Below are 14,603 nucleotides of genomic sequence, written 5' to 3'. Positions count from 1 at the left end.
GTGCCGATGTCACCGAGATATACATTATTCAACTGTGGTGAGTGCTCCAACCAGCGTTTGTTACAGTTAACCCCGTTGCCCCTTTTACCAGTGGGCAGCGATCAACAATCAGGTAACCCCGATGAGTGAAAAACTGCAAAAAGTGTTGGCCCGCGCGGGTCACGGCTCCCGTCGTGAGATGGAGGCCCTGATCACCGCAGGTCGGGTCAGTGTGGATGGCAAGGTCGCCACACTGGGGGATCGCGTCGAAGTGAACGCCGTGATCCGGGTGGATGGTCACCAGGTCAAGACCCGTGCCGCAGAGGAAGTGATCTGCCGCGTACTGGCTTACCACAAGCCGGAAGGGGAGATGTGTACCCGTCACGATCCGGAAGGTCGTCCCACCGTGTTTGATCGTCTGCCCAAGATGGAAGGTGCCCGCTGGATCGCGGTCGGCCGCCTCGACGTCAACACCTCCGGTCTGCTGCTGTTCACCACCGATGGTGAGCTGGCCAACCGTCTGATGCATCCGAGCCACGAAGTGGAGCGGGAATACGCGGTACGTGTCTTTGGCGAAATCACCGAAGCCATGCTGCAGCGTCTGCGCAAGGGCGTGCAGCTGGAAGATGGCACCGCCAAGTTCAACAAGATCAAACCGGCTGGCGGTGAGGGTCTGAACCAGTGGTTCAACGTCACCCTGACCGAAGGACGCAACCGTGAAGTGCGCCGCCTGTGGGAATCCCAGGAAGTGCAGGTGAGCCGCCTGATGCGTATCCGCTACGGCGACGTCAAGCTGGACCGCGGCATCCCGCGCGGCGGCTGGCAAGAGCTGAAACTGCCGGAAGTGAACTACCTGCGCGGTCTGGTCAACCTGCCGCCGGAGACCGAATCCAAGGTCGATCTGCAGCAAGATGGCAAAACCAGCCGTCACAAGCAGGCCGCCCAGATCCGTCGCGCCGTGCAGCGTCACAAAGAGATGCAGGGCAAAGAGCCGCGCGCTCGCGCCACCACCGCCCGTCGCAAGCCGCAAGCTTCTACCCGCAACTCCGGTACCGGTAGCAAGTAAGCCGACAACCCGTTGCGAACTGTGTGCTCGTCAAAGAGCGCGCAGTCGGCCAAGCAAAGGCCCGCACCAACAGGTGCGGGCCTTTTTCATCTCTAGCGGGTGACCTCCAGCTGCCGGTTGGCTCCGGTCATATGGCAATGATTGCTCTCACACTCCTCAGTTGGCCGGTGTCATCCACTCTTTGTTGAAGTCGCGGATAAACATCTCTCCCTCTTCATTGCGGGCGGTGACCAGATAGAAGGTGACGTTCTGGCGAAACAGCGAGAGGCGGTAGAGGGCGGCGTTGTCCTCCTCCGAGAGGTTCTTTTTTGAGGTGTCGTTGATGGGCACCAGATCGACTTTGCCCTTTTTCAGTAGTTCGACACACTGGTTGAGGCGGTTGGTGGTTCTGACGATCAGATTCTGCTCGATGGTCACTCGCTCGATGGCATCGGAGAACCACCCCTTGGGCACGCAGGCGGTTTTCTGCTGCCAGGGTGGGGATTCCAGCCCCTTCTTATCGGGCGTGGTGTACCAGGACTGGATATCGAAGGCGATGGGGGTACTGAACAACAGGGTGTTGCTGCGCTCGTTGGTCCAGGTAAAGGGGAAGGCGGCGATAGCGTTGCCCAGCTCGATGTTTTTAAGTCCTCTCGGCCAGGGCTGGTAGGAGACCCTCAGATCCGGGTGGCCTGCCGCTTTGAGAGTGGTGAGCACCTTGCTTGCCAGCTCGCCGCCATTGGCCAGCGTCGCTGAAGAGTAGGGGGGCAATTCGCCGGTGATAATTACCGCGCTCTGCACCGTGGCGGCCGGGAGCAGCGAGAGAGCAAACAGGGTGGCAAGAAAGCGAAGGGACGAGCTGAGGCGATAAGTGGCAGAGGGCGTGACCGGATAACGGATGTGCATGGCGGGTGACCTCACCTCTATCGATTGCTGACAGCGTAGCGGTTCTGGCAAGGAAAAAACAGACTCGATAAATGCTGCTGGTCGCGGTGTATGGCCCTTGAAGTTCCCTTTGGCGGGCGGAAGGGGTTGTGGCGGTTGCTCTGCTCCGGTGAGCTTGTTAGCCTGTGCGGCTCTGATAGAGGAGTGAACGATGAGCAAGGTACTTGATGAGCTGCTGGCGTTGCTGGCGCTGGAAAAAATCGAGGAGGGCCTGTTTCGGGGCCAGAGCCAGGATCTCGGTCTGCGGGCCGTGTTTGGCGGACAGGTAATGGGGCAGGCCTTGTCAGCCGCCAAGCAGACGGTCGAGACCGGCCGTCAGGTTCACAGTTTTCACTCCTACTTCCTGCGTCCGGGGGATGTGACCCGTCCCATCGTCTATGACGTGGAGAATATCCGTGACGGCCAGACCGTCTCCACCCGCCGGGTCAAGGCGATTCAGGGCGGCAAGCCCATCTTCTATCTCAACGCCTCGTTTCAGGTGCCGGCCGACGGCTTCGAGCATCAGGCGCAGATGCCCACCGGCATCACCCCGCCGGAGGAGCTCAAGAGCGAGCTGGAGCTGGTGCGCCCCTACGAGAACCTGATCCCGGCCTCTCTGCGCGACAAGATCCTCTGCGAGCAACCCATCGAGATGCGCCCGGTGACCCTGGTCGACCCTATTCGGCCGACGGTGCAGGATCCGGTGCGTCACGTCTGGTTCAAGGCCAATGGCCAGATGCCGGACGATCTGCGGGTGCACAAATACCTGCTGGCCTACGCCTCCGACTTCAACTTCCTGCTCACCTCGCTGCAGCCCCACGGGGTGTCGTACTGGGAGCCGGATATGCAGGTGGCCACCATCGATCACTCCATGTGGTTCCACCGGGATTTCCGCTTCGACGACTGGCTGCTCTACGTGGTAGACAGCCCGAGCGCCAGCAGCGGTCGCGGTCTGGTGCGCGGTCAGTTCTTTACCCGTGACGGCGTGCTGGTGGCGAGCACCATGCAGGAGGGGGTGATCCGCCGTCGCGGCAGTTAAGGCGCAAAGCGGATAGCAAAACGGGGTGGCTTTGGCCACCCCGTTTTCGTTGCTGCGATGTGCGCGGGCGCTGCGGGATCAGCCGCCGCGCTGGTACTTGAAGCGCTTCTTGCGCCGGTAGGGATAGACATCCTCGAACACCCCCACCTTGATGTTGCTCTGCAGCATCTTCCAGTAGTTGGCGTCGAACATCTCCTTGTGCAGTTGCAGCATGATCTCCCGCACCTGCGGCTTTTGCAGCAGGAAGGTGGCGAACTCCTCGGGGAAGATGTCGTTGGGGGCCACCGAATACCAGGGTTCGGCGCTCCACTCATCCTCGGGGTAGCGCGGCGGCGGGATCTGGCGGAAGTTGCACTCCGTCATGTAGCAGATCTCGTCGTAGTCGTAGAAGACCACCCGGCCATGGCGGGTGACGCCGAAGTTCTTGAACAGCATGTCCCCCGGGAAGATGTTGGCCGCCGCCAGCTGCTTGATGGCGTTGCCGTACTCCTCCAGCGCGAGCCGGGTCTGCTGCTCGTCCGCCTTGTCCAGATAGAGGTTGAGGGGGATCATCTTGCGCTCGGTATAGAGGTGCTTGATCACCAGCTTGTCGTCGCTGATGGTGAGCGCCGATGGTGCCACCGTCTTGAGTTCGGCAAGGAGTTCGGGCGAGATGCGGTCCAGCGGAAACTCGAAGTTGGTGAACTCCTGGGTATCGGCCATCCGGCCAACCCGATCGTGCTGTTTTACCAGCCGATACTTCGCCTTCACCTGCTCGTGGCTCACATCCTTCGGGGGAGTGAACTCGTCTTTTATCACCTTGAACACCACATCGTAGGAGGGGAGGGTGAACACGCTCATCACCATCCCCTTGATGCCGGGAGCGATGATGAACTGATCCCGACTCTGGGCCAGATGGTGGCGGTAGTGGCGATAGAGCTCGGTCTTGCCGTGCTTCTGGCAGCCGATGGCGTTGTAGATCTCGTAATCGGGCTTGTGGGGCATGATTTGGCGCAGGAAGGCGACAAACAGTGCCGGTTCGCGGGCATAAACCATAAAGTAGGCGCGGGCGAAGCCAAACACGATGGAGGCGAGATCCGGCTCAAAGATGACGGTGTCGACATAGATGCTGTGGCCGGTGCTGAGTAGGGGCAGGATAAAGGGGAAGACCTGATCTTTTACCCGGATCAGCCCCACCAGATAGGCCCCCTTGTTGCGGTAGAACACCTCTTTCAAGAGTTCGATGGCAAACGGCTCATCATGGATGATTTGCGGGCCGTTCTCGGCAAGATGGCGGTGGATGTCGACAATATCCCGCTGCTTGTCCTCGTAGGGGAGGGTGAAACTGTAATCCCCCAAAAGCTGGCTCAACGTCTGCGGCAGGTGGGCGAGATCGGTGCGATAGATCCGCAGCAGGGCGCTCAGGTCCGGTTTTTCGCCACGGCTGACAAAGGGGTGGATATAGAGGTTTTCGTCGCGGATATTGCGATGGCGAAAGATCCGGCGATAGACGGAGTTGAAGAAGGACTCCGCCACCTCGAAGTTGTCACAACGGGGCAGCAGGTCGCTGAAGGCGCTTTTGACCCGCTTGAGCAGCTCCTGAGTGGCGTGGTGCTCCCCCATCATCTGGCGGATGGAGCTGGCGGTGGCCCCCACATGGTGGTCATAGAGGCGAATGCGCTCGCGCCCGGCGAGCTGCACCCCCAGCCAGTCACTGTTCTCGAAGCGGCTCTTGCTGCCCTGGGTTATCTCGAGAAACCGGCTGTAAAACGACTCGAAGCGTTGCAAGATAGTCTCGGCGACGGCCTGTTCCAATGGCTGCTGCATCTCTCTCTTCCTTGTGATCTGTCGGGCCGATAGCGCGAAGGATTGGGTGTAATTTGTTCACACGTCAGGCCACTATCGCAACATTCAAACGTCTGTTCAAGTGGCAATTTTCGGGGATAAACGGTAGATTGCGCCCCTGTTTTGGTGATGGTTTAGCGACTGTTTGCTGTCTGTTTGAGAGGCCGTCCGGCCTGTGAGGAAACCCGATGAAGCTCTATTTTGTCCTGGTGGCACCTGCCCGACCTGCGAACGTGGGGGCAGCTGCCCGCGCCATGAAAACCATGGGATTCGATGCCATGCGACTGGTGGCTAGCCGGGTACACGAAGAGGAGGAGGCGAGCTGGGTGGCCCACGGCGCTCAGGAGATCCTGACTCAGGCCGAAGCGTTCGAGACTTTGCCCGAGGCGCTGGCCGACATGGATCTGGTGATCGCCACCACCGCCCGTGAGCGCGGTCGCTACCAGCACTACCTCACGCCGGGGGAGATCCGCGAGCAGATCCGCAGCAAGCCTTCCCTCGACAAGGTCGCCATCGTCTTTGGCTGTGAGGAGTCGGGGCTATCCAACGAGCAGCTGGCCGAGGTCGATCTCATCAGCTATCTGCCCCTCAAGGTGAGCTACCCGTCCCTCAATCTGGGGCAGGCGATCATGCTCTACGCCTACGAGATGAGTCAGCTGATGGATGAGCTGAACGCCGACGGCGCCGCTGCGGTAGCAGAAAATTTTGATAACGCCGGGCAGGTTCGGGTGCTGAAAAGCAAAACAGCAGAATTGCTGGGTGAACTCGGGGTTTCGCAGGATGAAAAACTGCATCAATGGGTGATGGACCGGATACCCATGCTGCCGCAGCGGGATTTGAACATGCTCCACCTGCTCTGCAAAGACCTTGCGCGCAAACTTGGCAAAGAGGTTTAAGTTGACAGCCCATCGCCAGCCGCGGTATTGCTAAAAGCCAGCTTCGTCAACGAGTGTTCGTCATGCAGTTATTCACCAACGTCATCACCACCACCATTATTACCGGTACCACCACAGGTGGCACTGGGGCCGGTTGATGCGCTGACGAACAAGCACAGAAATCAGAAAAGGCCCGTACCCACCCAGTACGGGCCTTTTTGTTGGATTGGTTTTTAGATTGAATTTCATAGATTTACAGGGAGAGAAAGCGATGAGAGTGTTGAAATTTGGCGGGTCTTCACTGGCCGATGCAGAGCGTTTTTTACGGGTGGCCGATATCGCGGTCAACACCCACGGCCAATCTCAGGTAGCCCTGGTGCTCTCTGCACCTGCCAAGGTGACCAATCATCTGGTGGCGCTGGTGGAACAGACCAGTCGCGGCATGGATGCCAGTTCCACCCTGTTTGAAGTCAACGGCATCTTCTCCCGCCTGCTGGCCGGGTTGAAGGCGGCCTATCCGGCGCTCGATGACAAGGCGCTGCTGGCCCGTCTCACCAGCGAACTGGATCAGGTCGAGCGCCTGATGCAGGGCATCCGTCTGCTGGGCCTCTGCCCGGACAACGTGCAGGCGCGCATTCTGAGCCGTGGCGAGAACCTCTCCATCGCCTTTATGCACGAGCTGCTGCGGGTGCGCGGTCTGGATCTGGAGCTGATCGTACCGGAAGAGCTGCTGGTCACCGACGGCGGCTATCTGGAAGCCCATGTCGATATCGAAGCCTCCCGCCTGCGCTTTGCCGCCAAGGGGCTGCGTAGCGACTGTCTTTATCTGATGCCGGGCTTTACCGGTGGCAGCGACAAGGGCGAGACCGTGCTGCTGGGTCGCAACGGCTCCGACTACTCCGCCGCCGTGCTGGCTGCCTGCGTCGATGCCGAGTGCTGCGAGATCTGGACTGACGTCGAGGGCTGCTACAGCTGCGACCCCCGTCTGGTGCCGGATGCCTACCTGCTGAAAACCCTCTCCTACAAGGAGGCGATGGAGCTCTCCTACTTCGGCGCCAAGGTGCTGCACCCGAAAACCATCGCGCCGGTGGCCCAGTTCCATATTCCTTGCCTCATCAAGAACAGCTTCAACCCGCAGGGGCCGGGCACCCTGATCGGCCCCGAGAGCGGCGACGATGACCTGAAAGTGAAGGCCATCTCGGATCTCTCCGGCATGTGCATGTTCAACGTCTCCGGTCCCGGCATGAAGGGGATGGTTGGCATGGCCGGTCGCATCTTCTCCGCCGTCTCCCGCGCCGGGGTCAGTATCGTGCTGATCACCCAGTCCTCTTCCGAGTACAGCGTCAGCTTCTGTATCCACAGCTACGACAGCGAGAAGACCCGCAAGGTGCTGGAGCGCGAGTTCGAGCTGGAATTCAAAAACCAGCTGCTGGAGCCGCTGGATATCATCAGCGATCTGGCGATCATCTCCCTCATCGGTGACGGCATGCGCACTAGCAAGGGGATGGCGGCCCGCTTCTTCACCTCGCTGGCGCAAGCCTCCATCAATATCGTCGCCATCGCGCAGGGCTCCAGCGAGCGCTCCATCTCGGCGGTGGTGCGGGATCGCAAGGTGGCGGAAGCCATCAAGGCGTGTCACCAGAACTTCTTTGGCAGTCAGCAGTTTATCGATCTGTTCGTGGTCGGGGTCGGTGGCGTTGGTGCGGCACTGGTGGATCAGATTGCCCGCCAGCAACCGGTATTGGCCGAGCAGGGCACTGGCCTGCGGGTGGTGGGCATCGCCAACAGCCGCCAGATGGCGGTCAACAAGGATGGCCTGAACCTTGCCAACTGGCGCGAACAGCTGGTGGAAGCCCGTGACAGCTTCTCGCTGGAAGGGGTGAAAAAGCTGGTGGAAGATAGTCACATCATCAACCCGGTGATCGTTGACTGCACCTCCTCCGAGGCGGTCGCCGTCCAGTATGCCGACTTCCTTGCCGCCGGTTTCCATGTGGTCACCCCGAACAAGAAGGCCAACACCGGCTCGCTCGATTACTACAAGGCGCTGCGCCGCACCGCCCGCCAGACTCGCCGCAAGTTCCTCTATGAAACCAACGTCGGCGCGGGCCTGCCGGTTATCGAGAACCTGCAGAACCTCATCAAGGCCGGTGACAAGCTGCGTGCCTTCGATGGCATCCTGTCGGGGTCGCTCTCCTTTATTTTCGGCAAGCTGGACGAGGGGATGGCCTTCTCCGAGGCGACCCAAATCGCCCGTGGCAACGGCTTTACCGAGCCGGATCCCCGCGACGATCTCAACGGCATGGATGTGGCGCGCAAGCTGCTCATCCTGGCTCGCGAGGCTGGTATGGCGCTTGAGCTCTCCGATGTCGAGGTGGAGCAGGCGCTGCCGCCCGGCTTTGACGCCAGCGGCGACGTGGAAGCCTTTATGGCCCGCCTGCCCGAAGCCGACGGCTGGTTCCGCGATCAGTTCGCCGCGGCCCAGCGTGAAGGCAAGGTGCTGCGCTATGTGGGCTCCATCGAGGGTGGCAAGTGCAAGGTCGCCATCAAGGCGGTCGGTGGCGACGAGCCGCTGTTCAAAGTGAAAGACGGGGAGAACGCGCTCGCCTTCTTCTCCACCTACTACCAGCCGATCCCGCTGGTGCTGCGTGGCTATGGCGCCGGTACCGAAGTGACCGCGGCGGGCGTCTTTGCCGACGTGCTGCGCACCCAGAACTGGAAGCAGGAGCTATAAGCATGAGTTCAGACATGTACCCCTCTTATATGACTGAAGGCGGCAGCGTCGTCGCCTATGCCCCCGCCTCCAGCGCCAACCTGAGCGTGGGATTCGATGTACTGGGGGCGGCGCTCGCCCCCGTTGATGGCTCCCTCTTGGGCGATCGGGTGCAGGTAAAAGCGGCTGACGTGCCGTTCGCCCTCTCATCCGTGGGCCGCTACGCCCACAAGCTGCCGGACGATCCGAAAAAGAATATCCTCCATGACTGCTGGGTCGCCTATGGCGAGGCGCTGGAGAAGCGCGGCCTTAAACTCAAGCCCCTCGAAATGGTGCTGGAGAAGAACTTGCCAGTGGGCTCGGGGCTGGGTTCCAGCGCCTGTAGCGTGGTGGCGGCGCTGGAGGGGCTCAACGCCTTTCACGGCGAGCCGCTCGACGAGCACGACATGCTGCTGCTGATGGGGGAGATGGAAGGCAAGATCTCCGGCTCCGTCCACTACGACAACGTGGCACCCTGTTATCTCGGCGGCATGCAGCTGGTGCTGGAAGAGCACGGCGTTATCAGTCAGGGTATTCCGGTGTTCGATCAGTGGTACTGGGTGGTCTGCTACCCGGGGACCGTGGTTTCGACCGCTGCCGCCCGCGCCATCTTGCCGGCCCAATATCGCCGTCAGGATTGCCTCACCTACGGTCGTCGCCTGGCTGCCTTTGTTCACGCCAGCTACACCGGACAGGAGGGGCTGGCCGCCAGCGTTTTGAAAGACGTGATTGCCGAACCCTACCGCGCGGCGCTGATCGAAGGCTTTGCCGAGGTGCGGGCGCAGGCGGCCCAGAACGGGGCGCTGGCTACCGGCATCTCCGGCTCCGGCCCCACCGTGTTTGTGGTGATGAAGGATCTAGCGCAGGCCGAGCGGATGAAGGATTGGATGGAAGCACATTTTGTGCAGAACGAAGATGGATTTGCCCGGGTCTGTAAACTGGACATGGCCGGGGCACGGGTAACAGGAAGCGAGCTATGAATCTCTACAACATCAAGGACAACAGCGAACAGGTGAGCTTCGCGCAGGCGGTGCGTCAGGGCTTGGGTCGCGAACAGGGGCTCTTCTTCCCCGAACAACTCGAACCGCTCGCCGATGTGGATGCCCTGCTGGATCTGCCGCTGGCCGAACGCTCTGCTCGCATCCTGAGCCACCTGCTGGGGGACGAAGTGCCCGCAGCGAAAGTGAGCGAGCTGATTAACGCCGCCTTCACCTTCCCGGCGCCGCTGGTGAAACTCAAGGATGGCACCTATGCCCTTGAGCTGTTCCACGGCCCGACCCTGGCATTCAAGGATTTTGGCGGCCGCTTTATGGCCCAGTGCCTCGCCACCTTTAGAACAAATGACAATATCACCATCCTCACTGCCACCTCCGGCGACACCGGCGCCGCCGTGGCCCACGCCTTCTATGGGCTGGAGGGGATCGAGGTGGTCATTCTCTACCCGAAGGGCAAGATAAGCCCGCTGCAGGAGAAGCTCTTCTGCACCCTCGGCGGCAATATTCGCACCATCGCCATCGACGGTGACTTCGATGCCTGCCAGGCGCTGGTGAAACAGGCCTTTGACGACGAGGCGCTGAAAAAGGCCATTGGCCTCAACTCAGCCAACTCCATCAATATCAGCCGTCTGCTGGCGCAGGTTTGCTACTACTTCGAGGCGGTGGCCCAGCTGCCCAAAGCCGACCGCGCCAAGGCGGTGATCAGCGTGCCGTCCGGCAACTTTGGCAACCTCACCGCAGGCTTGATTGCCAAGGCGCTGGGGCTGCCGGTGAAGCGCTTTATCGCCGCCACCAACGCCAACGATACCGTGCCGCGCTACCTGAAAACCGGTCAGTGGGAGCCGCACCAGACAGTGGCCACCCTGTCGAATGCCATGGATGTCAGCCGCCCCAACAACTGGCCGCGGGTAGAAGAGCTCTGCCGTCGCAAGGGTTGGGCACTGGAGACCTTAGGCTCCGGTATGCGTGACGATGCCCAGACCCGCGACGCGCTCAAACGCCTGCATCAGCTGGATTACCTCTGCGAACCCCACGGCGCCATTGCCTGGGATCTGCTGGAGGAACAGCTGGCCGAGGACGAAGTGGGGGTGTTCCTCTGCACCGCCCATCCCGCCAAGTTCAAGGAGTCGGTAGACGAGATCCTCAATCTCGATGTACCGCTGCCCGGCCCGCTGGCCAAGCACGCCGAACTGCCGCTGCTCTCCGTTAATTTGCCTGCGGAGTTTGCCCGGTTAAGAGCGTTTTTGGTGGGCTAAGCCGCTTAGGGAAGGTGCGAACAAGTCCCTGATGTGAGATCATGAGCCCCACTTGGCATCAGGGATAAGGTTCAGCATGAATCATCAGCTCACCTTCGCGGATAGCGAGTTTTCAATGGCAAACGCCGCAAAACCCGTAAGGAGTTATTCCTAGCTCGTATGGAGGCGTTGCTCCCATGGGCAATGATGCTGGCGGTCATCGAGCCCGTCTATCCCAAGGCAGGTAATGGCCGTCGTCCCTACCCACTCGATACCATGCTGCGTATTCACTGCATGCAACAGTGGTATAGCCTTAGCGACGGCGCCATGGAGGATGCGCTCTATGAGATTGCTTCGATGCGTCTGTTTGCCAAGCTCTCACTGGACCAGGCCATCCCCGACCGTACCACCATCATGAACTTCCGCCATCTGCTGGAGCAGCACCGGCTGGCCCGGCAGCTCTTCGACACCGTCAACCAATGGCTTTCTGACGCCGGCATCATGATGAAGCAAGGCACGTTGGTCGATGCCACTCTCATTGAGGCCCCTTGCTCGACCAAGAACAAGCGTGGCGAGCGTGACGGCGAGATGCACCAGACCAAGAAAGGCAATCAATGGTACTTCGGCATGAAGGCTCATATCGGTGTCGATGCCAAGAGTGGCCTGACGCACAGTCTGGAGACCACGGCAGCCAATGAGCACGACCTCAATCAAGTGGGAAATCTGCTCCATGGCGAGGAGGCATTTGTGTTCGCTGACGCAGGATATCAGGGTGCAGAAAACCGTGAAGAGCTGGCAGATGTAAAGGCACAATGGGCGATTGCGATGCGACCTGGCAGGCTCAAGGAGCTCAAAAAACATCCGCACAAAAACAAGGCTGTGATTGCCTTTGAGAGGCTCAAATCCAGCATCCGCGCCAAAGTGGAGCACCCGTTTCGGATCATCAAACGTCAGTTTGGCTTTGTGAAGGCGCGGTTCAAGGGGCTGCGTAAGAACGACAACCAACTGGCGATGTTGTTTACGCTGGCGAATCTGTTTCGCGTGGACCAGATGATACGGGCATGGGATAGCTGTGTGGCTAATAACATCATGTCGATCAGCCAATAACATCATGCCGATCACCATTTTTCTACCCGCAGGAACTGCGTCTTTCTTTTACTCTGCCTGATCGGCATCGGTCAAGTTGATGCCCTGTTTTCGCATCGACTCACCTGTCAAACCTACTCGTACCGCTCTGTGGATCAGCCGGTCCAGGATCGCTTCTGCGAATGTGGCCTCTCCGATCATCCCATACCATTTCTCTACCGGCAGTTGGCTCGCAACCACTGTCGAGACCCTCCCGTAACGGGTATCGATGATCTCCAGCAAATTACTGCGCTCGGCCGCATCCAGCATCTCCATGCCCCAGTCATCCAGGATCAGCAAGCCCACATTATTCACCTGCTCCAGCAGCTTCGGATAACTGCCATCCGCCTGCGCCAGTCTCATCTCTTCCAGCAGGGTTTTCAGCCGGTAGTAGCGCACCGCTACGCCTTGCCGGATAAAATAGCGGCCCAACGCACAGGCCAGGTAACTCTTCCCACAGCCTGCCGCCCCCGTCAGCAGCAGGTTTTGCTGATGAGCCAGCCACTGCCCTTCCAGTAGCTGGCGGATCTGCGCTTTGCTTATTCCCCGGCTGGCACGGTAGTCCAGCTGCTCAATTTGACCGGACAATCGAAACCGCGCTTGCTTCTCCAACCGGTTAACTTTGCGCTGCTCCCGTTGCACCAGCTCATGACTCAGCAGCAGTTGCAGCCGCTCTTCAAAGCTCATGTCCTGATACAACGCGCTCTGTGTCTGTTGCTGACTCAGCGCCTGTTTCACACCGCCCAGACGCAGGGTGCTCAGTTGTTCATCGAGATGTAATTGCATGCTCTTTTCCTTGTTGAGTGATGGATTAGTGGAAGTAGTGTTCGCCGTGGACATTGTCATGATGGATGTCTTGCAACGGATCCTGGCGTGAGGTGGCAACTGGTTGTTGTTCCAGCCCGTGTTTGAGCATGTTGCGGATGTGGTGCAGCCGGTTGGCGCCGGTCAGATAGCCACGTAGACAGGCGGCCTCCAGCCGCGCCTTGCCATACTTTTTGCTCTGTCCCAGCAGGGCCTGACAAGGTCGCACGGCTTGGGCCGGATGCGCTGCCTGGCGGATAAAACTATCCACCCAATGCGTGGTATAGGGCCCGATGGACGCGGCCCAGCTCAGTAGGCGTTCAGGTGAGCACTCCAGCAGTGCCTGGTGATGCGCTGGCATATGGGCGGGCAGACTGCTGTGCTGGCCTTTGCGATGACTGCGTGGGTGCTGAGCGACGACCTTACCCGCGTGATACAGGGTGACCGTACGCTCCGCCAGATGGGCTTCCAGCCGCTTGCCCTGCAAGGCATAAGGGACCGAGTAATAGTGCTTCTCCAGGTCGACGTGGTAATCCTTGCCGACCAGCACCGACACCACTTTGGTGTACTGGTAGGGGTACGCTGGCAAGGGCTTGAGTGCTGGCGCATCGAGCTCGGCAAACATGGATGCGCGGCAACCGGGCAGCTTCTGGAAGGGTTTCTCATTGAGCCGGGTCAGTAACCCGGATATCCGTTGGTTAAGCTGAGCCAGGCTATGGAAGGTCTCATGGCGCAGTACCGCCAGGATCCAGCGGGTGACGATCTGTACCCCCACCTCGGCCTTGGATTTATCTTTCGGCTTGCGCGGCCTGGCGGGCATGATCGCTGTGCCGAAGTGAGCGGCCAGCATCTGGTAGGTGGGATTGAGATCCGGGTCAGTATTGCGTGCCACGCTGACCGCACTCTTCAAGCAATCAGGCACCACCAGTTGCGGGACGCCGCCGAAAAACTCAAAGGCCCGCTTGTGGCTCATCACCCAATCCTCAAGCTGTTGGGAGCGGGTGGCTTCAGCAAAGGTGTAGTTGGAGGCCCCGAGCACCGCGACGAAGACCTGGGCCCGATAGAGGATCTCACCGGTATGAGGATCCACGATGGGCATGGTCTGGCCACAGTAATCGACAAAGAGTTTTTCGCCCGCGATATGGGTCTGGCGCATCGACGGTTGCAGCACCGATGCCCACTCCTTATAGAGCCGACAGAAATGGTTGTAGCTGTAGTGGGCACCGTTATTGCGCTCGGCATACTCCTGCCACAGTAGCTCCAGCGTTACCCCTTTTTGACCGGGCTGTTTGAGCTCCTGATGGAGCACGGCCCAGTCAGGGAGCGGTTTGTGGCGGGTTTTGGACACCGCGCGGGTGCTGAGGAAGGCACGCTCCAGGGTGACATCATCCCAGCGCTCACAGAGCGGCCAGGTAGTGATATCCAACTGAGCAGCGCGATTGAGGTAATAGGAGACGGTGCTGGATGAGATATGCAGGCTGAGGGCGATCTGACGATGCGCCAGTTGAGCCTGATATTTGAGACGAAGGATTTCTTTGAGTTTTCTCACGGTGATAGGCCTCGCAGACATGCACTTTCCTCTTTTGGGTCCAGTTGGAAAGTGCGGGTTTAACGAAGCGGGGAGAAGAAGTCATCAATAACATTCATGCCGATCATGGTTTCCCATAGAGGAAAAAAGTGATCGGCTTGGGATGTTATTGGGCGATCGGCATGGATGTTATTGAGTGATCGGCATGAATGTTATTGAGCGATCGCCATGCGTGGGAATACGCAGCTGTGCCCAAAAATCGAGATAAGCCTCGAAAATGAGGCTAAATGGCGCTTAATAGCCGAATACTTGCAGCAAAAAGTCAGGTTTTTGGAGTGATGGGCATTTCAAATGCGGACAAAGAGTTCGTGGTGAAGGTGCGATCCACTTGTTCGCACCTTCCCTAGATTTGATTTTGGTTATCGATTCTATATGGTCAAAAATGATCTTATTTGGGAAATCATATCTCCCGTTTGTTGGG

11 protein-coding genes are annotated in these 14,603 nt (G+C 59.4%); 7 read left to right on the top strand and 4 right to left on the bottom strand.

Going from position 1 to position 14,603, the window contains the following annotated elements; all coding sequences use genetic code 11:
- The first annotated feature begins 121 nt into the window (after positions 1-121).
- Positions 122-1,045 (top strand): 23S rRNA pseudouridine(2605) synthase RluB, encoded by a 924-nt coding sequence (rluB, locus tag OKC43_RS18385; protein WP_005347347.1) that lies wholly within the window; start codon positions 122-124, stop codon positions 1,043-1,045.
- Positions 1,046-1,201: 156 nt separating this feature from the next.
- Here rluB and OKC43_RS18380 read toward each other — a convergent pair whose 3' ends face one another.
- A complete protein-coding gene (locus OKC43_RS18380) occupies positions 1,202-1,930 on the bottom strand; it encodes a transporter substrate-binding domain-containing protein (RefSeq protein ID WP_270804064.1) in 729 nt (242 codons plus the stop codon).
- A gap of 190 nt (positions 1,931-2,120) precedes the next feature.
- Here OKC43_RS18380 and tesB point away from each other — a divergent pair, with 190 nt between their 5' ends.
- Positions 2,121-2,987, top strand: coding sequence for an acyl-CoA thioesterase II (gene tesB, locus OKC43_RS18375; RefSeq protein ID WP_005338122.1), 867 nt, complete (start codon positions 2,121-2,123; stop codon positions 2,985-2,987).
- A gap of 78 nt (positions 2,988-3,065) precedes the next feature.
- Here tesB and aceK read toward each other — a convergent pair whose 3' ends face one another.
- Positions 3,066-4,793, bottom strand: a complete 1,728-nt coding sequence (gene aceK / locus OKC43_RS18370; protein WP_047440538.1) for a bifunctional isocitrate dehydrogenase kinase/phosphatase — start codon at positions 4,791-4,793, stop codon at positions 3,066-3,068.
- A gap of 206 nt (positions 4,794-4,999) precedes the next feature.
- Between aceK and OKC43_RS18365 the strand changes: the two genes are divergently transcribed.
- The 5 genes from OKC43_RS18365 (at position 5,000) to OKC43_RS18345 (ending at position 11,772) form a co-directional block, all read left to right on the top strand.
- Positions 5,000-5,707, top strand: a complete 708-nt coding sequence (locus tag OKC43_RS18365; protein ID WP_216953207.1) for a tRNA/rRNA methyltransferase — start codon at positions 5,000-5,002, stop codon at positions 5,705-5,707.
- A 250-nt stretch (positions 5,708-5,957) separates the two neighbouring features.
- Positions 5,958-8,417: a bifunctional aspartate kinase/homoserine dehydrogenase I gene (gene thrA, locus OKC43_RS18360; RefSeq protein ID WP_270804065.1), complete on the top strand. Its 2,460-nt coding sequence runs from the start codon at positions 5,958-5,960 to the stop codon at positions 8,415-8,417.
- 2 nt (positions 8,418-8,419) lie between these two features.
- Positions 8,420-9,415: a homoserine kinase gene (thrB, locus tag OKC43_RS18355; RefSeq protein WP_139411142.1), complete on the top strand. Its 996-nt coding sequence runs from the start codon at positions 8,420-8,422 to the stop codon at positions 9,413-9,415.
- Positions 9,412-10,686, top strand: a complete 1,275-nt coding sequence (thrC, locus tag OKC43_RS18350) for a threonine synthase (RefSeq protein WP_270804066.1) — start codon at positions 9,412-9,414, stop codon at positions 10,684-10,686. The genes thrB and thrC overlap by 4 nt, the downstream gene beginning before the upstream one ends.
- 76 nt (positions 10,687-10,762) lie before the next feature.
- Positions 10,763-11,772 (top strand): IS5 family transposase gene (locus tag OKC43_RS18345; protein WP_232093618.1). Its coding sequence is split into 2 segments (ribosomal slippage): positions 10,763-10,801 and positions 10,804-11,772, totalling 1,008 coding nucleotides; the frame shifts between segments, so codons are not numbered across the junction.
- Between the two features lie 48 nt (positions 11,773-11,820).
- Here OKC43_RS18345 and istB read toward each other — a convergent pair.
- Both istB and istA read right to left on the bottom strand, forming a co-directional pair.
- Entirely contained in the window at positions 11,821-12,576 is a 756-nt protein-coding gene (istB, locus tag OKC43_RS18340; RefSeq protein ID WP_024945936.1) for an IS21-like element helper ATPase IstB, read from the bottom strand.
- A gap of 25 nt (positions 12,577-12,601) precedes the next feature.
- Positions 12,602-14,164 (bottom strand): IS21 family transposase, encoded by a 1,563-nt coding sequence (istA, locus tag OKC43_RS18335; RefSeq protein WP_024945937.1) that lies wholly within the window; start codon positions 14,162-14,164, stop codon positions 12,602-12,604.
- Between the last annotated feature and the right edge of the window lie 439 nt (positions 14,165-14,603).

Source organism: Aeromonas sp. Y289-2 (genome assembly GCF_027705925.1).
Lineage (GTDB): Bacteria > Pseudomonadota > Gammaproteobacteria > Enterobacterales > Aeromonadaceae > Aeromonas > Aeromonas veronii.
The sequence above is the reverse complement of the archived record's forward strand: the minus strand, read 5'-3'. Positions and strand labels throughout refer to the sequence as shown.